Annotated in this window: 21 protein-coding genes; 8 read left to right on the top strand and 13 right to left on the bottom strand. The window is 67.7% G+C overall.

The window, feature by feature from the left end:
- Window positions 1-61 precede the first annotated feature (61 nt).
- From QX204_RS26930 to QX204_RS26905, 6 genes are all read right to left on the bottom strand, one after another.
- A complete protein-coding gene (locus QX204_RS26930) occupies window positions 62-793 on the bottom strand; it encodes a GntR family transcriptional regulator (protein WP_301903315.1) in 732 nt (243 codons plus the stop codon).
- Window positions 794-901: 108 nt separating this feature from the next.
- Entirely contained in the window at window positions 902-2209 is a 1308-nt protein-coding gene (locus tag QX204_RS26925; RefSeq protein WP_301903313.1) for a serine hydrolase domain-containing protein, read from the bottom strand.
- Between the two features lie 88 nt (window positions 2210-2297).
- The gene (locus QX204_RS26920; protein WP_301903312.1) at window positions 2298-2837 is read right to left on the bottom strand and encodes an Rv2240c family protein; all 540 of its coding nucleotides are present in this window, start codon (window positions 2835-2837) and stop codon (window positions 2298-2300) included.
- Window positions 2838-2992: 155 nt separating this feature from the next.
- The gene (locus QX204_RS26915; RefSeq protein WP_301903310.1) at window positions 2993-3595 is read right to left on the bottom strand and encodes a DUF305 domain-containing protein; all 603 of its coding nucleotides are present in this window, start codon (window positions 3593-3595) and stop codon (window positions 2993-2995) included.
- A gap of 65 nt (window positions 3596-3660) precedes the next feature.
- Complete coding sequence (locus QX204_RS26910; protein ID WP_301903309.1) at window positions 3661-4191, bottom strand: DUF6153 family protein; 531 nt, start codon at window positions 4189-4191, stop codon at window positions 3661-3663.
- A gap of 24 nt (window positions 4192-4215) precedes the next feature.
- A complete protein-coding gene (locus QX204_RS26905; RefSeq protein ID WP_301903308.1) occupies window positions 4216-4797 on the bottom strand; it encodes an AMIN-like domain-containing (lipo)protein in 582 nt (193 codons plus the stop codon).
- Between the two features lie 402 nt (window positions 4798-5199).
- On the opposite strand from QX204_RS26905, the gene QX204_RS26900 reads away from it, so the two are divergent.
- Both QX204_RS26900 and QX204_RS26895 read left to right on the top strand, forming a co-directional pair.
- The gene (locus QX204_RS26900; RefSeq protein WP_301903306.1) at window positions 5200-6348 is read left to right on the top strand and encodes a class I SAM-dependent methyltransferase; all 1149 of its coding nucleotides are present in this window, start codon (window positions 5200-5202) and stop codon (window positions 6346-6348) included.
- A 149-nt stretch (window positions 6349-6497) separates the two neighbouring features.
- Window positions 6498-7355: a Bax inhibitor-1/YccA family protein gene (locus tag QX204_RS26895; RefSeq protein ID WP_301903304.1), complete on the top strand. Its 858-nt coding sequence runs from the start codon at window positions 6498-6500 to the stop codon at window positions 7353-7355.
- Between the two features lie 57 nt (window positions 7356-7412).
- Here QX204_RS26895 and QX204_RS26890 read toward each other — a convergent pair whose 3' ends face one another.
- Complete coding sequence (locus QX204_RS26890; RefSeq protein ID WP_301903303.1) at window positions 7413-8633, bottom strand: acetyl-CoA C-acetyltransferase; 1221 nt, start codon at window positions 8631-8633, stop codon at window positions 7413-7415.
- Between the two features lie 60 nt (window positions 8634-8693).
- Window positions 8694-9563: an SGNH/GDSL hydrolase family protein gene (locus QX204_RS26885; protein ID WP_301903302.1), complete on the bottom strand. Its 870-nt coding sequence runs from the start codon at window positions 9561-9563 to the stop codon at window positions 8694-8696.
- Window positions 9564-9650: 87 nt separating this feature from the next.
- On the opposite strand from QX204_RS26885, the gene QX204_RS26880 reads away from it, so the two are divergent.
- On the top strand, window positions 9651-11033 hold the full coding sequence (locus tag QX204_RS26880; RefSeq protein WP_056813716.1) for a cystathionine beta-synthase: 1383 nt from the start codon (window positions 9651-9653) through the stop codon (window positions 11031-11033).
- Here QX204_RS26880 and QX204_RS26875 read toward each other — a convergent pair.
- Window positions 11001-11972 carry a LysR family transcriptional regulator gene (locus QX204_RS26875; RefSeq protein ID WP_301903301.1) on the bottom strand — a complete coding sequence of 324 codons (972 nt, stop codon included), beginning with the start codon at window positions 11970-11972 and terminating at the stop codon, window positions 11001-11003. The genes QX204_RS26880 and QX204_RS26875 overlap by 33 nt on opposite strands.
- A 262-nt stretch (window positions 11973-12234) precedes the next feature.
- On the opposite strand from QX204_RS26875, the gene QX204_RS26870 reads away from it, so the two are divergent.
- On the top strand, window positions 12235-13377 hold the full coding sequence (locus QX204_RS26870) for a Glu/Leu/Phe/Val dehydrogenase dimerization domain-containing protein (protein ID WP_301908128.1): 1143 nt from the start codon (window positions 12235-12237) through the stop codon (window positions 13375-13377).
- Window positions 13378-13425: 48 nt separating this feature from the next.
- On the opposite strand, the gene erm is transcribed toward QX204_RS26870, so the two are convergent.
- Entirely contained in the window at window positions 13426-14250 is an 825-nt protein-coding gene (gene erm / locus QX204_RS26865) for an ErmE/ErmH/ErmO/ErmR family 23S rRNA (adenine(2058)-N(6))-methyltransferase (RefSeq protein WP_301903299.1), read from the bottom strand.
- 392 nt (window positions 14251-14642) lie between these two features.
- Here erm and QX204_RS26860 point away from each other — a divergent pair, with 392 nt between their 5' ends.
- Window positions 14643-15488, top strand: coding sequence for a mechanosensitive ion channel family protein (locus QX204_RS26860; protein WP_301903298.1), 846 nt, complete (start codon window positions 14643-14645; stop codon window positions 15486-15488).
- A 65-nt stretch (window positions 15489-15553) separates the two neighbouring features.
- Here the strand turns inward: QX204_RS26860 and QX204_RS26855 are convergent, their stop codons facing one another.
- Window positions 15554-15898: a DUF6401 family natural product biosynthesis protein gene (locus QX204_RS26855; RefSeq protein WP_301903297.1), complete on the bottom strand. Its 345-nt coding sequence runs from the start codon at window positions 15896-15898 to the stop codon at window positions 15554-15556.
- Window positions 15899-16055: 157 nt separating this feature from the next.
- On the opposite strand from QX204_RS26855, the gene QX204_RS26850 reads away from it, so the two are divergent.
- Both QX204_RS26850 and QX204_RS26845 read left to right on the top strand, forming a co-directional pair.
- A complete protein-coding gene (locus QX204_RS26850; protein WP_301903295.1) occupies window positions 16056-17357 on the top strand; it encodes an NtaA/DmoA family FMN-dependent monooxygenase in 1302 nt (433 codons plus the stop codon).
- A gap of 157 nt (window positions 17358-17514) precedes the next feature.
- Window positions 17515-17796 carry a hypothetical protein gene (locus QX204_RS26845; RefSeq protein WP_301903294.1) on the top strand — a complete coding sequence of 94 codons (282 nt, stop codon included), beginning with the start codon at window positions 17515-17517 and terminating at the stop codon, window positions 17794-17796.
- Between the two features lies 1 nt (window position 17797).
- Here the strand turns inward: QX204_RS26845 and QX204_RS26840 are convergent, their stop codons facing one another.
- A complete protein-coding gene (locus QX204_RS26840; RefSeq protein WP_301903292.1) occupies window positions 17798-18979 on the bottom strand; it encodes an acyl-CoA dehydrogenase family protein in 1182 nt (393 codons plus the stop codon).
- Window positions 18980-19079: 100 nt separating this feature from the next.
- Here QX204_RS26840 and QX204_RS26835 point away from each other — a divergent pair, with 100 nt between their 5' ends.
- On the top strand, window positions 19080-20222 hold the full coding sequence (locus tag QX204_RS26835) for a cystathionine gamma-synthase (RefSeq protein ID WP_301903291.1): 1143 nt from the start codon (window positions 19080-19082) through the stop codon (window positions 20220-20222).
- Window positions 20223-20312: 90 nt separating this feature from the next.
- Here the strand turns inward: QX204_RS26835 and greA are convergent, their stop codons facing one another.
- A complete protein-coding gene (gene greA / locus QX204_RS26830) occupies window positions 20313-20804 on the bottom strand; it encodes a transcription elongation factor GreA (RefSeq protein ID WP_056813695.1) in 492 nt (163 codons plus the stop codon).
- Window positions 20805-20869 lie beyond the last annotated feature (65 nt).

The raw sequence follows: 20869 nt of genomic DNA, 5'->3' as shown, positions 1-20869 counted from the left end.
GTGATAGCAACCCAGACGGTAACTGAAATACGGTGATTTCACACCGGATCGGCGTGGTCCGCTACGACTGCGGCCGCTGGCCCACTTCCATCTGCACGCGATAGCGGTCGGCGCGGTACCAGCTCTGGGTGTGCTCGATCGGCACCTCCGCGCTGAACGACACGCGGTCGAAATGCAGTACGGGAGCGCCCTTCTTGATGCCGAGCAGGGCCGCGACACCGGCCTCCGCGGCTTGGGCGTCGACCGTCTGCACGGCTCGTTCGATCGGCCTGCCGTAGCGATCGGCCGTGGTCCGGTAGATCGATGAGGTGAGGTCGTGCGAGATCAGGCCGGGGACCAATTCGGGGTTGAACCAGGCATCGTCGACGCTGACCGGATCTTCGTCGGCCAGGCGCAACCGCCGCACGTGGTAGGCGAGCGCGCCCTGGGGCAGGCGCAGCCCGCGGGCGGTGGCCTCGGGTGCGATCGCCTCCTCGGCGACGAGCACCAGGGTGGTCGGATGGTGGCCGAGCGCGCGCATCTCCTCGGTGAAAGAGGCCAGGTGCAGCCGCGATTGCACCGGCCGGTGCGCGACGAAGGTGCCCTTGCCGCGAACCCGGACCAGATACCCTTCGTTGACCAGCTGACCGACCGCCTCGCGCACGGTGATCCGGCTGACGCCGTAGTCCTGCATCAGATTGCGCTCGCTGGTGAGCAGATCGCCCGGCTGCAGCTCGCGCGTGCACTTCTGGAGCAGAATCGCGCGCAGCTGTTCGTGTTTGGGCACTGCGCTGTCACGCAGCGGTGCGGGCATCGCCAGTGGCTCCTTTTTCCTGGTAGGCCGACCGGTCCCTACTGGTCCTATCCGGTTGATTCGAGAATACGCGACCGGCGCCCGGGAACCCAGAGATCTATGCCCGGCTCAGCGGATGCCCGGCGTGCGTGGGTCGGTGCCGACGCATCCCAGGATGACGCATCCCGGTGGCGAATCCGCGAACGGGGCCTTCGGAGTCTCGCCGAGGCAGTCGAGGAAGTTGCAGCCGGGGTAGGCGTACGGGCCGACGCCGAGGGTGCCGAAGAAGGCGTCGGGCCGCGCGATCATCGGGTCGGTCACGCTCACGTCGGGACGCTCCCGATACGGACCGGGATCGGGAACCTGCTGGTCGCGGAACGCGGAGACGAGGGTGCGCAGCACGTCGTGGGTGTAGGTGGTCGAACTGCCGACCGTCGCGACGCCGGTCCAATTCAGCACCAGGCCGAGGCTGGGCACGATGAAGCTGTCGTTGCGCAGCATGCCCGACATCTTCACCGCGTCGTCGGGCAGTCCGGGGAACTCGAGGCGGCACGGTGCGCCGTTGATCACGAACAGGAAGCCGTAGCAGGGCATGCTCGGCGACGGTGACACCGCCGCACGCATGTAGTCCTCGGAGATCACCTGCTGGGAGTTCCAGCGGCCCCGATTGCCCACGAGCAGGCCGAGTTTCGCGAAATCGTCCGGCGGCAGGATCAAATGCGCGTGGCCGTAGGTGTTTCCGGCGCGGTCGCGGGCCCAGTAGTAGTCGCTGCGGGCAATGCCCAACGGGTCGAACAACTTCCGCTGGGCGAAGGACTGGAAGTCCTCGCCCACCGACTGCTGGATCACGTAGACCAGCAGGTCGACAGCGCGCTGGCTGTAGCGGAACATCGTGCCCTGCGGGCGTTCGATCGGCATCGCGAGGGCTTGGGCGACGACATTGGGATCGAGTTGGGCCAGCCCCGTCGCACCCTCGGCGGCGACAGCCACTTCCATGCCGGAGGACTCGGTGAGCAGATTGCGCACGGTGATCGCACGGTGCCCGGCATCGCCGAGTCCAGGGGGCAGGTACCGGCCGATCGGTTCGTCGATCCGCAGCAGTCCCTCGTCGACGGCCGCACCGGCGACGAGCGCGACGACGCTCTTGGTCCCGCTCCACAGATTCCACGCCACCCCACCGGATTCGGCGTTGCGCGGACCGGTCGCGATCAGGCAGTTGTTGCGGAACAGCTGGATGTTGAAGCGGGTGACGTCGGTCGCTCGCGCCATGGCGGTGGCCAGCACGGCGGGGTCGAGCGCGGCCTCGGCCGGTGTCGCGGACTGCGGTGTGCGGCCGGTGGTGACCTCACACTGCTTCGCGGTGACCGGGTCTGCGGTCGCCGGGCTGGGGAGCCATGCCCCCGAAACCAGGGTCAGCGCGGTAATCGATGCTGCCACAACATGTTTCAAATAGCCCTGCACGTACCCCTCCAGATGGTGTGTCGGGAGGGGAATCGTGAACGATCACGTTCTTGTTACGAGGCGATCAGCTGCCGTACGGCGTGCACACCCCGATCGCGATGTCCTTGGACGTGTTGAAAGTGTCGATCACACCGTTGAGTTCGTCGGTGGGCGCCCTGCGCTCGAGGGTGTCGGCGAGGGTGTTCGTCTTCTGGATGTAGTCGCGCAGCGGCACGGACAGATCGGCGATCACGTCCCCGGTGATCTTGCGGTCGAGGTCCTTGGCGCTGTTGCGCAGGGTGGTGACCGCGTCGGTGGCCTTGGCATCGGCATCGGGCGCCTGATCGTTGGAGGCCGCGATGTAGGCGTTGAACGAGGTGACCGAGGTCTTGTTGGCCGAGCGCAGGCCGTCGCACGCCGTATCGTTGGCCGCCTCGATCTTCGCCGCCTTCGACGACGAGGCCGCCGCCGACGACGCCGCCACCTCGGAGGTGTACGAGGCGAGCTCGCTCTGGTTGACCTCGGCGGTACCCGGCACCTGCTTGGAGCAAGCGCCGATGAAGATCACTCCGGTCGCGGTGGCCGCGAGCGCGGTTCCGAGCCCCAGCCGTTCCAGTACTCGCATTTCTCTCTCCTGCCTCGAGACTGCAGGCACCGGTTGGGCCGGAGCCGAACATATCGACCGTACTGGCTACTTCCGGGTGACGTCAGGTCGCGGTGGTGATTTCGATGACGAACCGAGATGCGGCGCCGGAGTGTTGTCTCCGGCGCCGCCCCTGCTCAATTCTGCGCGAGCATGCCGCGCATGGTGGCGATCTCGGCCTCCTGATCGGCGATGATCTTCGTCGCGAGCTGCCGCGACGGCGGATTCACGCCGCCGTTCAGCTCGGTCTGGGCCATCCCGACCGCGCCCTCGTGATGGGCGATCATCATCTCCAGCCACTGCCGGTCGAAATCGGCGCCGTTCGCGGCTTGCAGAGCGCTCATCTGCGCGTCGGTCATCATGCCGGGCATATCGTGGTCGCCGTGTCCTTCGGTCGCGCTCGGAGCGGGTTCGCCGAAGCCGGCGAGCAGGTCGGTGATCTGCTGCATCTCCGGCGCCTGCGCCTTCTCCACCTGGGCGGCCAGCGCGATGAGCTGCTGGTTGCCGGTGTGACTCGGCACCATCTTCGCCATCTCGACGGCCTGCGCGTGATGGGGGTACATCATCTGCAGGAAGCTGACGTCGACATCGTTGAAGCCGGTACTCGCGGCAGCGCTGGTCGTCGTGGTGGTGGTGGAGTGCTCGGTGGGGTGGGTGGCGGTGCTGTCGTCGCTACAACCCGCCGCGAGCAAGACGGTGGCGGCCGCGGCGACGAGGATGTGGGTACGGCTGATGGACATGGTGATCCTCCTGGGGATTCGGGTGAGGTGTCGAAACTGGCGAGGCACGAGAAGTGCCGCGCCTGTCAGATCCGCAGAATCGCCAGTTGGGAAAGGGTGAGGACGGTCCACGGTGGTGGGCGCGTCCGTCGGCCGCGCCAAGCCTTCGACGGGTGCCGGGTGGCCTCGGAGGTATCGCCGAGGCGGTAGAGCAGGACCAGGGTCAGTGCGATGGCGAGTGCGGCAAGGACGAAAACACAGGCGTGGACGGCAGCGTGCTCGTCGCAGCCCTCGGCGCCGCAGCCTGTGTGCGGGTCGGACGGAGCGGCGACGGGCAGTGTCGGCGATGCTTCGGGCAGGGCGGCGGCGTGCTCGGTCGCGAGGATCGTGGCGTGTTCGTCGATCGGCGCCGCGGAGGGTTGGTGATCGGGCTGAGCCACGGTGAGGACTGGAGCCGGGCCGTGCGCACTGTCGCTCGCGTGGGCGGTGCCGAAGACTGCGGAGTGCATGGCCACGATTCCGACCAGCAGCATCAGCACGGCGAGCGCCCTGGCGATGCCGGGTGCGCGCGCGGGCGGATGCTGGTCCATCACGGCGGCCAGTCTAGCGATCGTCATCGCGATACCCGGTAGGGGTAAGGGTTACTGCGTGGCGATGTCGATGACCAGGCGCGGGGGATCGGCCAGAGTGGTCACGGCGAACGGCGGCTGATCGGCGTCGAGGCCGATGAACGACTGTGTGACGCCCTCGTAGACCAGCCGTTTATAGACCCCGGTGATGGCCGGTGTGCTCGGATCGGTCACCGGGTCCGGCCCGGCGAACGGGGGGACGACCGAGTCGAACGGATACGCCGAGCCGAGGATGCGGACCTCGAGTATCGCGCGGCCCGCCACGTCGACGGTTCTGCCGCTGCCGTCCTGCACCGCTTGATCGGTGTAGGACACCTGCCATCCGGGAGCTCCGGTGCCGCCGAGGGCGAAGACCACGCGGTCGAAGCCGGGCTGTCGGCCGAGCCTGATATCGGTGACGGTGAGTGCCGCATCGGCGGAGGCCGAACCGGACTTCGGGCTCGCGTCGGTGGGCACCTCGCCGGTGGCTTCCGCGAACCTGCTGGTGTTGCTCGTCGTTGTCGGTGGTGTCGCGGCCGGTGCGTTGTCGGTGTCGCAGCCGGACACCGAAACCGCGGCCGCGGCGATCAGCACGAACACGAGGGCGTTGCGCATGGGGCCGATGCTACGCAGGGTCAGGGGCATGGTGGGCGAAAGAGCATGGGGTGTGTTCGGCTACGGAAAGTTTGCTGATGGTCACGTAATAGCAGCTGTTCCGGTCGGCGCCCGCAGGTCGTAGCCGGGATTTTCGCTGAACGCGTGCCAGTTCGGCAGTTAGCGCCATCTGCGGTGATCGGCTGCGGCGCGAAGTCGGTCGGTGATCGCGCCCGAACCATTGGGGAACAATGCAATTCGTGAGATCCGCGAATTCGGAGCTGTCTGCAAGGGTGTCGCAAATCGATGGAACTCGTTATGGCTCAAGGAAATACATCCGACCAAGACCCGTCGCGCGCCGTCGCGACAGCGGATACCGGGCCCGGATGTGACGGTGGGGCAACGATCTAGCACACTTGTCGGGTGGACAGTGTTGACGACGTATTCGACCGACTACGCCGGTACCCGGATGTGGAGGCGCCGAACCTCTATGCCGTCGATGCCGCCGACCGGCTGATCCTCGACACGGCCGCCGACGCCCTCGCGGCCGCGGGTAGCGGTGATGTTGCGGTGATCGGCGACGCCTACGGCGCGCTCACGCTCGGCCTCGCCGCGCAGCACGGACTCACCGGTATTCGCGTCCATCAGGACCTGATCACCGGCGAATCGGCGCTGGCGGCCAACGCCAAGACCCTCGGTCTCACCGATCGCTACACCACCCACGCCCTCGACGCCGACCTGCTCGCCGGCGCGCGCGTGATCCTGATGCGGTTGCCCCGGATGCTGTCGGGCGTCGCCGAGATCGCCGAGGCCATCGCCCGCTACGCCGCCGACGATGTGGTGGTGTTCGCGGGTGGTCGCGACAAATACCTCACTCCCGCGATGAACGAGGTTCTCGCCGAATCCTTCGCGCTGGTCCGGGCGGGCCGGGGCAGGCAGAAGTCGCGTGTGCTCGTGGTGGGCGAGCCGCTGCCGACGGGCGAATCCCGGTTCCCCGTCCGTGAGCACGTCATCGAGATCGACGGCGATGTCGTCGCGTTCGGCGCGGCGTTCTCCGGTTCGCGCCTCGACATCGGCACCCGCTTCCTGCTCGAACACATGGACCGGATGAAGCCCGACGCGCGCGATGCCGTCGACCTCGGTTGCGGCACCGGCATTCTCGCGGTCGCGCTGGCCAAGTCGCGGCCGCACATCCGGGTGGTCGGCACCGACCAGTCCGCCGCCGCCGTCGCCTCGGCCAGGGCGACCGCCGAAGCCAACGGTGTCGCCGACCGGGTGACGGTGGTGCGCGACGACGCCATGTCCTCGGCCGCCGACAACAGCGCCGACCTGGTGCTGTGCAATCCGCCGTTCCATGTCGGAGCGGCCGTGCACACCGGTTCGGCGATCAAGATGTTCGTCGAGACCGGGCGGGTGCTGCGGCCCGGCGGTGAGTTGTGGACGGTGTACAACTCGCACCTGAACTATCGCGGCGTGGTGGAGCGGATGGTGGGTCGCACCGATGTGATCGGCCGGAACCAGAAGTTCACGGTCACGCGGTCTGTTCGTGGTCTGCGCGACGTACAACGATAGGACGACCCGAAAGCGGTAGAGTCCGATTTGTCCGAACGGACAGCGATGTGGTCATCGACCGGGTCGCTGGGAACTTTGTCCGATCGTGATGCGTTGAACAGGGCAGTTGGAGCTTCTGTAGCGACTAGTAACTCCAGGAAAGGCGCACGGTGCGTACCTCATCGAATCCGGTGTTCAAGAACCTTCCCCGCCAGGAAGGTGTCGGCGGTTACGCGAACTTCGGTTCGGGCGTAGCCGGCGCGGGCCAGCTCGGTAACCAGCAATACGGCGAATACGGGCAGCAGTACGGCCAGCAATTCCAGCAGGCCCCTGCCACCCGCGCGATGACCATCGACGACGTGGTCACCAAGACCGGCATCACCCTCGCGGTGCTGACCGTCACGGCGATCATCTCCTTCGCGCTGTCGAGCGCGAACCCGTCGCTGGCGCCGCTGTTCGTGATCGGCGGCGCGATCGTCGGCCTGGTGCTCGTCCTGATCGCGACCTTCGGTCGCAAGATGGACAACCCGGCCATCGTGCTGTCCTACGCGGCCTTCGAGGGTCTGTTCCTCGGCGCGCTGTCACTGATGTTCACCGACGTCACCTTCGGCGGTGTGGGCGGTAGCGCCCTGATCGGCCAGGCGGTGCTCGGCACGTTCGGCGTGTTCTTCGGCATGCTCGTCGTCTACAAGACCGGCGCGATCCGCGTGACCCCGCGCTTCACCCGCATGCTGATCGGCGCGATGGTCGGCGTGCTGGTGCTGATGGTCGGCAACCTGATCGCGAGCTTCTTCACCGACGGCGGCTTCGGCCTGCGCGACGGCGGCGCGCTGGCGATCGTGTTCAGCCTGGTCTGCATCGCCATCGCCGCGTTCAGCTTCCTGCTGGACTTCGACGCCGCCGACCAGCTGATCCGCGCCCAGGCCCCCGAGAAGGCCGCGTGGGGCGTGGCCCTCGGCCTCACCATCACCCTGGTCTGGCTCTACGTCGAGATCCTTCGCCTGCTGAGCTACTTCCAGCGCGACTGATCCGAGTACGAAAAAGCGGCCCACCTCATCGAGGTGGGCCGCTTTTTTCGGTCTATCTCAGCTGAGGCGCTCGAGGACCAGCGCCATGCCCTGGCCGCCGCCGACGCACATGGTCTCCACGCCGAACTGCTTGTCGTAGGTCTGCAGGTTGTTCAGCAGGGTGGTGGTGATACGGGCACCGGTCATGCCGAACGGGTGGCCGAGCGCGATCGCGCCGCCGGAGACGTTGAGCTTGTCCTCGTCGATCTTCAGCTCACGCGCCGAGCCGAGCACCTGCACGGCGAAGGCCTCGTTGATCTCGAACAGGTCGATGTCGGAGACCGACTTGCCCGCGATCGCCAGCGCGCGCTTGACGGCCTCGACCGGGCCCAGGCCCATGATCTCGGGCGACAGGCCGGACACACCGGTGGAGACGATGCGGGCCAGCGGGGTCAGGCCCAGTTCCTTGGCCTTGGTGTCGCTCATGATGACCAGCGCCGCGGCGCCGTCGTTGAGCGCGCAGCAGTTACCGGCGGTGACGGTGCCGTCGGGCCGGAACACCGGCTTGAGCTGGCTGACCGCCTCGTAGGTGACGCCGGCGCGCGGGCCGTCGTCCTTGCTCACGATCGTGCCGTCGGGCAGGGTCACCGGGGTGATCTCGCGCTCGAAGAACCCGGCCTTGATGGCCTCTTCGGCACGGTTCTGCGAGCGCACGCCCCAGCGGTCCTGGTCTTCGCGCGAGATGCCGGTCAGCGACGCCACGTTCTCGGCGGTCTGGCCCATCGCGATGTAGGCGTCGGGGAGCAGGCCGTCCTGACGCGGGTCGTGCCAGACACCGGCGCCACCTTCGGCGGCCTTGGCGGTGCGGGCAACGGCTTCGTCGAAAATGGGGTTCCTGGTGTCGGGCGAGCTGTCGGCCGAGCCACGGGCGTAGCGCGAGACGGTCTCCACGCCCGCGGAGATGAACACATCACCCTCGCCTGCCTTGATCGCGTGGAAGGCCATCCGGGTGGTCTGCACCGACGACGCACAATAACGCTGCACGGTGGTGCCGGGAACGACATCGAGGCCGAGCTCGATGGCGATCATGCGGCCCATACCGAAGCCGCCCTCGCCGGCTGGGGAGCCGGTGCCCAGGATGATGTCGTCGATCTGCGTCGGATCCAGCGAAGGCACCTTGGCCAGCGCGGCACGAACCATCTGCGTGGTCAGGTCGTCCGGGCGCATTCCCGCCAGGGACCCCTTGACGGCACGGCCGATGGGGGAACGGGCGGTGCTGACGATGACGGCCTCGGGCATGAGGACTCCTTTTCGCTGGTTCGACGTGAACGGCTGTTTACATGCCGGTCATTCTCGAATCTACGTCTCGAGGTGCGCCACGGGAAGAGCAGGGCGGTCGCGCACCTGCGCGATCAACACGGGCAGCAGCTGCGCGGCGGCCAGTTCGTAGCCCGCCGCGGACGGGTGGAATCCGTCGGTGGCGAAGAGGATTTCGGGCGCGGCGCGGAACTCCGACGCGACCAGCGGTGAGCCCATCGGCACCGCGATACCGCCCGCGATCGTGGTCGCCACGGTCTGCGCCTTGGCCAGCCGCACACTCCAGTTCGCGACGATCGTGCGCAGCGGCTGCTGGATCGCGGTGACGGTGCCGAGGTTCGGGCAGGTGCCGACCACCACCAGCGCGTCGGCCCGACGCAGCCGCGACACCGCCGCCGCGAGTCTGCGCGCCGAGGCCCGGATGGAGTGCTTCTTGGTGATGTCGTTGGCGCCGACCAGGATCACCGCCGCGTCCGGCGGTGGGCCCGCGACGAACATCGCGTCGACCTGTCCGGCCAGGCCCTTCGAGGTGGCGCCGGAGATCGCTTTGGTACTCAGCCGGATTCGCATGCCGGTGGCCTCGGCCAGCCCGCGGGCCAACCGCACTCCCGGCACATCGGCGGCACCGAGACAACCGAGCCCCGCCGCGGTGGAGTCGCCGAAGATCATTAGGTGCAGGTCGACCGGCGTGTTCTTGCGCCACGGCTCGGGACGGGTGGCACCCGGCGCGTACACGCCGTCGGCCTCGGGCGGCTTGGAGGTGTCGCGGCCGATCACCGCGCGCGCCGCACCCGCCTGCGTCATCAGCAGACGATAGGTCGCCCAGGAGACCGTCCCTGCGCTCGATCCGGCGAGCACCGTCGTCGCTGCGGTCACGACCGCGGTCCGCCAGCTGATTCGAGGTGCGCTCACATCCGAAAATTCTACGACGCGGGTCCGCCAGTACCCGACGAGTTACCCATGTACTCGCGAAATCGGAGGTTCTGCAACGATGGAGGAATGCGCATCGCGGATCATGTGGTCGACCTCATCGGTAACACCCCCCTGGTTCGGCTGAACTCGGTGGTCGGCCCCAACGCGGGTCTGGTGGCCGCGAAGGTCGAATACCTGAACCCGGGCGGCAGCTCCAAGGACCGGATCGCGGTCAAGATGATCGACGCCGCCGAACAGGACGGACTGCTGAAGCCGGGTGGCACGATCGTCGAGCCGACCTCCGGTAACACCGGTGTCGGCCTGGCGCTGGTCGCCCAGCAGCGCGGATACAAGTGCGTGTTCGTCTGCCCGGACAAGGTCAGCGAGGACAAGCGCAACGTGTTGCGTGCCTACGGCGCCGAGGTCGTGGTCTGCCCGACCGCCGTGCCGCCGGAGCACCCCGACAGCTACTACAACGTCTCCGATCGCCTGGTCCGGGAGATCGAGGGCGCCTGGAAGCCCAACCAGTACTCGAACCCGGGCGGCCCCGACAGCCACTACGAGACCACCGGTCCCGAGATCTGGGCCGACACCGAGGGCAAGGTCACCCACTTCGTCGCGGGCGTCGGCACCGGCGGCACCATCTCCGGCACCGGCCGCTACCTCAAGGAAGTCTCCGGCGGCAAGGTCAAGATCATCGGCGCCGATCCGGAAGGCTCGGTGTACTCCGGCGGCACCGGCCGCCCGTATCTGGTCGAGGGCGTCGGCGAGGACTTCTGGCCCTCGGCGTACGACGCGTCGATCCCCGACGAGATCATCGCGGTCTCCGACGCGGATTCCTTCGAGATGACCCGGCGCCTGGCTCGCGAGGAAGGGCTGTTGGTCGGCGGTTCCTGCGGTATGGCCGTGGTCGCCGCGATCGAGGTCGCCCGCCGCGATCCCGACGCCGTGGTGGTCGTGTTGCTGCCCGACGGCGGCCGCGGTTACCTGTCGAAGATCTTCAACGACAAGTGGATGAGCTCCTACGGTTTCCTCCAGACTCCCCTCGAGGCGGGCCCGGAACCGCTGGTCGGCGACGTGCTGCGCGGCAAGTCCGGCGCCCTGCCCGATCTGGTGCACACCCACCCGTCGGAAACCCTGCGCGACGCCATCGAGATCCTGCGCGAATACGGCGTGTCACAGATGCCCGTCGTCGGCGCCGAGCCGCCGGTCATGGCGGGCGAGGTCGCGGGCAGCGTCACCGAACGCGACCTGCTCTCGGCCGTCTTCGAGGGCCGCGCCAACCTCACCGACTCGGTGGCCCAGCACATGAGCCCGTCGTTCCCGCTGATCGGCTCCGGCGAACCCCTCTCCACCGCCACCAAGGCCCTGTCGGACTCCGACGCCCTGATGGTCGTCGAAGACGGCAAGCCCGTCGGCGTGATCACCCGCCACGATCTACTCGGATTCCTGAGCACCGGCAGTATCTGAGGCCCGCCGTACCGTGGGCGCGGTGCGGATCTCGGCGGCGAGTCCCTTCTTGGCCGCGGCGGTCCGGATGGCGTCCACCACCAGGAGCAGCGCGGCTCGGCCCGCCGAGTTGGTGCGGTAGGCCAGCGACACCGTCCGGGTGAGGGAGTCGCCGAGCGCGACGATATCCACCCCGGGCGGGCGCAACGCCAAACCCAGATCCGATACCAGGGTGACGCCGAGTCCGGCCGCGACCATCGACATCGCGGTCGCCTGCTCCTCCAATTCGTGGTCGATGCGCGGCCGTAGCCCGGCGGACTGGAACGCCAGCCGCGCCGCGTGCCCGAAGTGCGACCGGGCGGGCGCGATGATCCACGGATGCTCGGACAGCTCGGCCAGCGTCACGCTGGCCGAGGGCACCGCACCGGCGGGGACGGCCGCGTGGATCCGTTCGACACCGATGACCGCTCGCTCCAGGCCACGGTCCCAGGTCATCGGATAGTTCGAGTAGTCGAGAACGAACGACAGATCGAGCGTGCCATCACGGACGGCCGCCGCCGTCGACTCCGGGGCGAGTTCGGTGGTGCGCACCAGAATGCCCGGATGCGAGGCGGCGAGGGCGGTGAGCGCGCTGGGGAGCAGGCCCGAGGCCACCGACGCCCACACCCCGGCGGTGATCTTCGCGGTCACCGATCCGCCTGCTTCCTCCAGTGCCTGGGTCGCGCGCTCGACCGCCGCCAGGATCTCCTCGGCATGCTCGGCGAGCACGATTCCGAGGTCGGTGAGCTGGACTCGGCGCCCGCGTCGTTCGAACAGTCGGGTGCCCGCGTCGCGTTCGAGCTGTGCGAGCTGTTGGGAAACCGCCGACGCGGTGTAGTGCAGAGCAGCCGCCGCGGCCGTGATCGTGCCGCGTTGGTGTAGCTCGTGCAACATTCGCAGCCGGGCCAGAGACAGGTCCATAGCACCGAGGGTAGGCACTGTGCAGGAACCGTGAACGGTGCCGTGAACGATCCGTAAATAGACGCGCCGCCGTGGGGTGACGCAGGCTTGGTGCTACCGGGACGACGAGGTCCGCCACAGGCGATCACGACGAATGAGGAGGTGGGGCGCCATGACGATGCTGAACCCGAATGGGGGAACGCCGCAGGTGACTTCACAGACCGTTGCTGCCACACACACGGACCCGGCCGTCGCTCCCGCTGTCCGCCGCGGGCAGCCGTACATGCGTCTGCAGTGGACCGATTCGCTCACCGACGCGGTCGGCTACCTCGTCGTCCACACCCTGCGCGGCGGCTTGGCCACCGGCGGCACCCGGATGCGGGCCGGTTGCACCCTGGGTGAGGTCGAGGATCTGGCGCGCGGCATGGCCAACAAGACCGCCACGTTCGACCTGCCGATCGGCGGCGCCAAGGGCGGGATCGACTTCGATCCCAAGGACCCGCGCGCCGTGGAGGTTTTGCAGCGATTCTGCGAGGCGATGCGCCCATGGCTCGACGCGCACTGGGTGACCGCGGAGGACCTGGGGGTTCCGCAGCACCTGATCGACGAGGTGTTCGAAAAGCTCGACCTGGGCCAGAGCTTCCACGCCGCGATCCGGCGCGCCGCCGACCCGGTGGCGACCCTGGCGCGGGTCCGTGACGGGCTCAACGCCGCGGTGGACGGCGGCTTCCTGCTCGGTGACGTCATCGGCGGTTACGGCGTCGCGCACGCCTGCCTCGCCACGGCGGTGCAGTGGGGGCAGGCACCGGCTCAGACGACCGTCGCGATCCAAGGCGTCGGCACCATGGGCGGGGCGGCGGCCTACTACCTGCACGAGGCCGGGATGAAGATCACCGCCGTGGCGGACGCCGCGGGCACATTGTCCTGCGCCGACGGGCTCGACATTCCGGCACTGCTGGATCTGCGCGACGGCTACGGCGAGATCGACCGGTCCCGCCTGCCCGAGGGCATCGAGCAGCTGCCGCGCAACGCCATCATCGCCGCGGATGTCGATATCCTTGTGCCCGCGGCTATCTCGTACGCGATCACGCCCGACAACTCCTACGACATCCGGGCCCACGTCATCGTCGAAGCCGCGAACGCCGCCACCACACCGGAGGCCGAGGCCATGCTCGCCGCCCGCGGCATCCCGGTCCTGCCCGACTTCGTCGCCAACGCGGGCGCGGTGGCCTGGGCGTGGTGGTTGCTGCTCGGCGAGGTGGACGACACCCCGGACACCTCCTTCGACCGGCTCCGGACCACCATGCACGACAAGGTGGCGCAGCTGCTGACCGCGTGGACCGACGAGGGCGTCACTCCTCGCGAGGTCGGCCACCGCTGGGCCGACGACCCGTCACCACTCACCGGACCGGTCGTCATTCCCTGATGCCGACGTCGGTGCTGCCTTCAGCGGGAAGGCAGCACCGATCGCCCTTCAGCAGATGAGCATCGAATGCAACTCCACCCACTGATCCGGGTGGACATAGGCGACCACGGTGTCGTGGGCGATGCCCGCGGCCGCCATGGCCTCGTCCACGCCGTGGTAGCGGGCGTGCAGGGATGCCCGGACCGTGCCGCCTGATCCCGAGAAGGCGGTGCGCACCAGCTCGGTGTAGGAATCACGGTGGGGGACAAGGGGTTGCGCGCGTCGGACGATCCGCAGGATCGCGGAGTCGACCGACGGGATCGGGCGGAAGCTGTCGCGGGGTATCCGCCCGCGAAGTTCCCAGGTGAACCACGGCCAGGTCGTCGCGGTGAGCAGGCTCCAGCGGCCGTAGTCGCCGGTGCGTTTGCGGGCGTATTCGCGTTGGGTGAGCAGCGTCGCCGAGGTCAGGGCGGGTGCGGTCAGGCACCAGTCGACGATGTCGGCGGTCACGGAGAACGGGATGTTGCCCACCACGGCGAACGGCTCGCGGGGAGCCTTCGCCTTGGTGAAATCGCCACGGACCACGCGGATTCCGTCCTCGGACCGCGTTCGCGCCGAGAGCTTGGCCGCGAGTAGCGGGTCGATCTCGTACGCGGTGACCCGCGCTCCGCGACGAGCCAGGGCACGCGTGAGAATGCCTTCGCCCGCACCCGGCTCGAGAACGGTCCCCGCCGGGTCGGCCGCCGTCACGATCGAGTCGACGGCGCCACGATCCACCAGAAAGTTCTGGGACAGCGTCCTTCTCGCGTGGTCACGGGCGGTCCGACCGCCACTGTTCCCGGTGACCTTGCGCTGGGTGTGTGAATAGTTTCGGTGTGAATAGTCCTGCGCCACGGCAGTTGCCCCTTCGGGTCTTCGAGTTGATGGAAGCTCGAAGGGCCCTTGGCGCGCCGGTGGACGCCGATGCAGTTATCCGCGTCCGCTAGCGGGCCAGAGCCCGGTTGTGGCGGAGGCGAATGAAGAAGTGGCACGACATGCGACCAACTCTAGGAATCGGCGAAACGGTGGGCAACCGATTTTCGGCCGGGAGGGCGTGGACCCGATCGGCGACCCGAGCGCATGGCCGGCGCGAGCCGCCGGGGCGATCGACAGCCGATTATGGGGTTGACCGGCCGTCGGCAAATTTATCGCTATCGTGACGATTCGGCGAAGATTACCTGGGTAAGTACCTCGAACAGGTGCTTCGGCAATTCAGCCGCACCGGTCGGAAAGCGAAAGGACAGGCCGTGGACAACTCCGTCATTGCGATAGATTTCCAGCAGGGCTTGACCGATGCGTGGAGTTCGGTCGCGCAGTTCGTCCCCAAAGCGGTGGCATTCATCGCCATTCTTCTCGTCGGCTGGATCATCGCGAAGGTCGTCGCCAAGATCGTGAACGCGGTACTGGAGCGCGTCGGATTCGATAAGCTCGTCGAACGCGGTGAACTGCGAAATATGATGTCCCGCAGTAAATATGACGCTTCCGACATCATCGCCAAGATCGCCTACTACGCGATTCTGTTGATCGCGCTGCAGATCGGTTTCGCGGTATTCGGGCCGAACCCGGTCAGCGCCCTGCTCACCAGCATCGTGGCCTGGCTGCCCAGGGCCGTGGTCGCGATCGTGATCGTGGTGATCGCCGCGGCCATCGCCCACGCGGTGAGCGACCTGATCTCCAACGTGCTCGGCGGGCTGTCCTACGGGAAGATGCTCGGCCGGATCGCGGCGGTGTTCATCTGGGGTATCGGCATCATCGCCGCGCTGAACCAGATCGGCGTGGCGACCTCGGTGACCACGCCGATCCTGATCGCCGTGCTGGCCACCATCGGTGGCATCCTGGTGGTCGGTGTCGGCGGCGGCCTGGTCAGGCCCATGGAGCAGCGTTGGAGCAATTGGCTGGGCAACCTGGAATCGGAGATGCCCGCGATGAAGGGGCATGCCCAGGCGTACCAGCGTGGACGCGAGGACGCGGCGCGTCAGGGCGAGCAGGTGGCGCCGAGCACGGCCGCCGAGCAGGGGCGGCAGGCGCGGGTGATGCCCGGCACGGGCTACCCGGAAGGCGAACCGGGCTGGGGTGGCGAAACGGCTCGATAGCCAACCGACACCGGCGCACCGTTACCTTCGGGTGGCGGGGCGCCGCTGTCTGTCCGAGGTCGGCGTCAGTCGGCGGCGTACGCGCACACCGCGGCCAGACGCAACTGCAGCCAGTCGGCGTCGTGCCAGTCGGCAGGCGCGCCTGCGAAGAATCCGTCGGGTCGCTCGGCGAAATGGTCGAGGAGCCCGCGGACATAACCGGCGAGCAGAATGGTCATCGGCACGCGAGCGGAATCATCGACACCGAGTACGAGGATGTCGCGCACGGCGGCGGCGTGCTGATCCAACTGGGCGGACAGGGCGGGCGCCACTGCGGCGGCGGCTGCCGCCGGTGCCCCGAAATCGGTGTTCAACTGTTGTAATTGTCGTTGCGCCGAGGGTTCGAGCAACGCGGGACCGGGCGCAAACATTGCAATATGGTAGCAATCTCTCCCGCATTGATAAAATTGGATCTCTTCAAGATCAATAGCGTGACCTGGCGAATGTTCCGCAATCTCCTCGCGGTCGATCGAATTCGGGTGAGCGCAACCATGGTCGCCCCCGTGGCGTCCTGCTGGACTGTCGACCATGGGCAGTGAACGTCGGAAGTTGAAGACCGTCACCGGGGTCAGCGGATCGCGCGATGTGTACGCCGCGGCCCTCGATCCGACCCGCTCGACGCTCGACGAAGCGGTGCGGGTGGCGCGGATCGCGCAGGAGAACAAGTTCGGCGCGATCTTCGCCGCGGACCTGCTCAGCTTCGGCGCCCAGGGGGCGATCGGCGCGCAGGAACCACTGATCCAGCTCGCCGCCCTCGGCGCGGTGACCACCGATCTCGGCCTGATCGCCACCGTCTCCACGACCTTCCATCACCCCTACAACCTGGCCCGGCTCTTCGGCACGCTCGACCACATCAGCAACGGCCGCGCGGCCTGGAACGTGGTGACCTCCTCGCTGGGTGAGGAGAACTACGGCGACGCTGACCTGCCGAGCCCCGAGCAGCGCTACGCGCGCGCCACGGAATCCCTCGAGGTGGTCAACGCGCTGTTCGACAGCTGGCAGCCCGGTGCGCTGCGGCCGGACGGCAAAGGCGGTGCGGCACTGGACGAATCGCTCGTACGGCCGATCGACTATGCCGGAGAGCATTTCTCGGTGCGTGGTCCGCTGAACATTCCGCCGTTGCCGCAGGGCAGGCCGGTGCAGTTCCAGGCGGGCCAGTCCGCCGGTGGCGTGGAACTCGGCGCGCGATTCGCGGAGGTGGTGTTCACCTCGCTGGCGACGCTCGAGGACGCGGTCACCTATACGAAGAAGATCCGCGCCCGCGCCGCCGAATTGGGCAGGCCGGACGGACTGCCGCTCATCTTCAGTTCCTTCCACGCCACCTACGGTGCGACGGAGGAGGAAGCCCGCAGGTTGGTCCGCGAGGCCGCCGAAGCCACCGATTTCGAGGCGGGTCGCCGTCAACTGGCCGACATGCTGGGTGGCGCCATCGACCTGTCCGGCCTGCCGTTGGACAAGCCCATCCCGGAAAGCCTGCTGCCGCGATTGGATTCGGTGCATCGGCGCCGCGGACGGGTCGAGATCTTCGGCAAGCTCGCCGCCTCCGGCGCGACCCTGCGCGAACTCGTCATCGCCGCCAAGGACACCGGGCACTGGGCCGCGGCGGGCACGCCCGAACAGTTGGCCGACGCGATCGAGGAGCGCTATCGGGCGAATGTGCTCGACGTGATCTCCCTCGGTGGGCTCACCGACGAACGCACCCACGATTTCGTCGTCAACGGCTTGCTGCCCGAGCTGCGTCGCCGAGGTCTGCTCGATACCGACTATCTGGGCGGCACCTACCGCGCGAACCTGGAACTGCCCGCGCCGACCGGAGCGACGAGGGCGTAGCCGACGGGATCCGATCGATACCGCGGAGTTGCGCGAACCGGGCGTCGGATGGACTCTGAATGGGTATAACCGTTGAGAGGCAACTTTCGGCAAACCAGCTCGGCGAGTGAAGGGATCCGCAGTGCAGGTCACCGACCCGGCCGTTCACCTGTTCGGCATGAGCACGGTAATCGCTGCTAGCGCAGGGTATTCGGCTCAGACGAGAATCGCGGGCGCTTGGCGGCGCTTGCCCTACGCGCCGTTGTTCGGTCGGCTGGCCGCCGCGATCTTCTGGGGTTGCGGCAGTGTGGCCGGTCTGACGCTGCTCGGCATCCCCACAGCGATCACCGTGCCCATCGCGCTGACCGTGTTCACGGTGGTGATCGTGATGCTCGCCGTGGCCTTCGCCGGTGGCATGATCAGGCCCGCGCCGAGGCCGGGCCTGACCGCCGGTACCTGACCTACCGGAACGCGTTGGCGTCGGTGAGCGCCTTGCCGATGACCAGTTGGTGCACCTCGGCGGTGCCCTCGTAGGTCAGCACCGATTCCAGGTTGTTGGCGTGCCGCAACACGGGGTAGTCGAGGGTGATTCCGTTGGCGCCCATGATGGTCCGGCATTCGCGAGCGATCTCGAGGGCTTCGCGGGTGCTGTTCAGTTTGCCCACGCTGATCTGCTCGCCGGTGATCTCGTGACGATCCTTCAACCGGCCCAGGTGTAGCGCGAGCAACTGTCCCTTGCCGAGCTCGAGCGCCATATCGGCCAGTTTGGCCTGGGTGAGCTGGTAGCCGGCCAGCGGCTTGTCGAACACGTCGCGGGTGCGGGCGTACTCGATCGCCGCGCTCAGGCAGTCGCGTGCGGCGCCGAGCGCGCCGAAGATGATGCCGAACCGCGCCTCGCTCAAACAGGCCAGCGGGGAACTGAGCCCGCGCGATTCGGGCAGCACCGCGTCGGCGGGCAAGCGCACGTCGTCGAAATCCAGTGCGGCGGTGATCGATGCGCGCAGCGACAGCTTGCGGTGGATCTCGCGAGTGGTGAAACCCGGTGTGCCCGCGGGCACCAGGAAGCCGCGCACTCGCGGCTTGTCCGTGCCCGGCTCGTCCGCGTAGGCCCAGACGATCGCGATATCGGCCACCGACCCGTTGGTGATCCACATCTTGGACCCGTTCAGAACCCAGTCGTCACCGTCGCGACGCGCCCGCGTGCGCATTCCGCCGGGGTTGGACCCGAAGTCGGGCTCGGTGAGTCCGAAGCACCCGATCACCTCGCCGGCCGCCATCGCGGGCAGGTACTGCTGCTTCTGCTCCTCCGACCCGAAGAAGTGAATGGCCGCCATCGCCAGCGAGCCCTGCACCGACACCATGCTGCGTACACCGGAGTCGATGGCTTCGAGCTCCTGGCAGGCGAGCCCGTACGCGGTGGCCGACGCGCCCGCGCAGCCGTAGCCCTCGAGATGCATGCCGAGCAGTCCGAGCTTGCCCAGCTCCGGCGCGATCTCGCGGGCCGGGAACGTCCCCTCCTCGAACCAGTCCGCGAGGTGTGGCCGCAGTCTGCGTTCCCCGAATCGCGCCACCGTGTCGCGGATCTCGCGCTCCTCCGGCGACAGCAACGGATCAATGGCGAACAACTCTTCGACGGTGACCATGGCGTGAGCTTAACCGCAGTACCGATACCGAATCCGGCACATCGACCATGTCGAGAACCCCTGCGAAAGCGACCCGAACCGGCCAACTAGTCTGAGGGATATGAGTGAGCTGGGATTCTCCACCAGGGCCGTGCACGCCGGATACGAACCCGATCCTCAGACCGGTGCGGTGAACGTACCCATCTACGCGAGCTCGACCTTCGCCCAGGACGGCGTCGGCGGCATGCGCGGTGGCTACGAGTACGCGCGCACCGGCAACCCCACCCGCACGGCCTTGGAAGCCAACCTCGCCGCCCTCGAGTCGGGCAGTTACGGGCGCGCCTTCGCCTCGGGTATGGCGGCCACCGACTGTGCGCTGCGCGCCATGCTGCGCCCCGGCGACCACATCGTCATCCCCGACGACGCCTACGGCGGCACCTTCCGGCTCATCGACAAGGTCTTCAGCCAGTGGGGCATCGAGCACTCGCCCGCCCACATCGCCGACGTCGACGCGGTGCGCGCGGCCATCCGCCCCAACACCAAGCTGGTGTGGATCGAGACCCCGACCAATCCGTTGCTGAGCATCGGTGACATCCCCGCGCTGGCCGATATCGCCCACGAGGCCGACGCGAAGCTGGTCGTCGACAACACCTTCGCCACCCCGTACCTGCAGCAGCCGCTGCTGCTCGGCGCCGATGTCGTCCTGCACTCCACTACCAAGTACATCGGCGGGCACTCCGATGTCATCGGCGGCGCGCTGATCACCAACAGCGCCGAGCTCGACAAGGATTTCGCGTTCCTGCAGAACGGCGCGGGCGCGGTGCCCGGCCCGTTCGACGCCTTCCTCACCATGCGCGGCATCAAGACGCTGGCCGTGCGGATGGAAAAGCACTGCGACAACGCCGAGGTCATCGCGGAGTTCCTGACCAACCATCCGGCCATCTCGCAGGTCATCTACCCAGGTCTGCCCACGCACCCCGGCTACGAGATCGCGCAGAAGCAGATGCGTCGCAGCGGCGGCATGATCTCGGTGCGCCTGGCAGGCGGCCGGGAAGCGGCGCTGAAGTTCTGCTCGCGGACCGAGATCTTCACCCTCGCCGAATCGCTGGGCGGGGTCGAATCGCTGATCGAGCACCCGGGCGCGATGACCCACGCCAGCACCGAGGGCTCGGCCCTCGAAGTCCCCGCCGACCTGGTTCGCCTCTCGGTCGGCATCGAGGACATCAGCGATCTCCTGGCTGACGTCGAGCAGGCCCTGAGCTGAGCGGGAGCCCCACACATGACGAAGCGGCCGCATCCGGATTCCGGATGCGGCCGCTTGCGTTCGGGTTCTCGACGTACGGGTTCAGCCGGCTCAGCTGTGGTACGGCTCCGCGCTGACCAGCGTGACCTTCATGGTGTTGCCGTTGGGGAGTGTGTACTCGCGGGTCTCGCCCACCTTGGCGTCGATCAGCGCGCCGCCCAGCGGCGAGTTCGGCGAGTAGGCCTCGAGGCCGGTGGCGCCGAGTCCCTCTTCGCGGGTGGCGATGAGGAAGGTCTCGGTATCGCCTTCGTCGCCGTCGTAGTAGACGGTGACGACCGAGCCCGGCAGCGCCACGCCGGATTTGGTGGGGGCGACGCCGACCTTGGCGTTGTTCAGCAGTTCCTGCAGCTGGCGGATACGCGCCTCCTGCTGACCCTGCTCTTCACGCGCGGCGTGGTAGCCACCGTTCTCCTTGAGGTCGCCCTCTTCGCGGCGCTCGTTGATCTCGGCGGCAATGACCGGACGATTGGCAATGAGCGAGTCCAACTCGCCCTTGAGCCTGTCGTGCGACTCCTGGGTAAGCCAGGTCACATTCTCGGTCATCTCGATCACTCCCTAGTAGTTGTTCCCGGCGCACCGGGATTCCTGAGAAACCAGCGCGATTCCTC

The sequence above is a fragment of the Nocardia sp. PE-7 genome (genome assembly GCF_030486425.1).
Taxonomy (GTDB): Bacteria; Actinomycetota; Actinomycetes; order Mycobacteriales; family Mycobacteriaceae; genus Nocardia; species Nocardia salmonicida_A.
The sequence above is the reverse complement of the archived record's forward strand: the minus strand, read 5'-3'. Positions and strand labels throughout refer to the sequence as shown.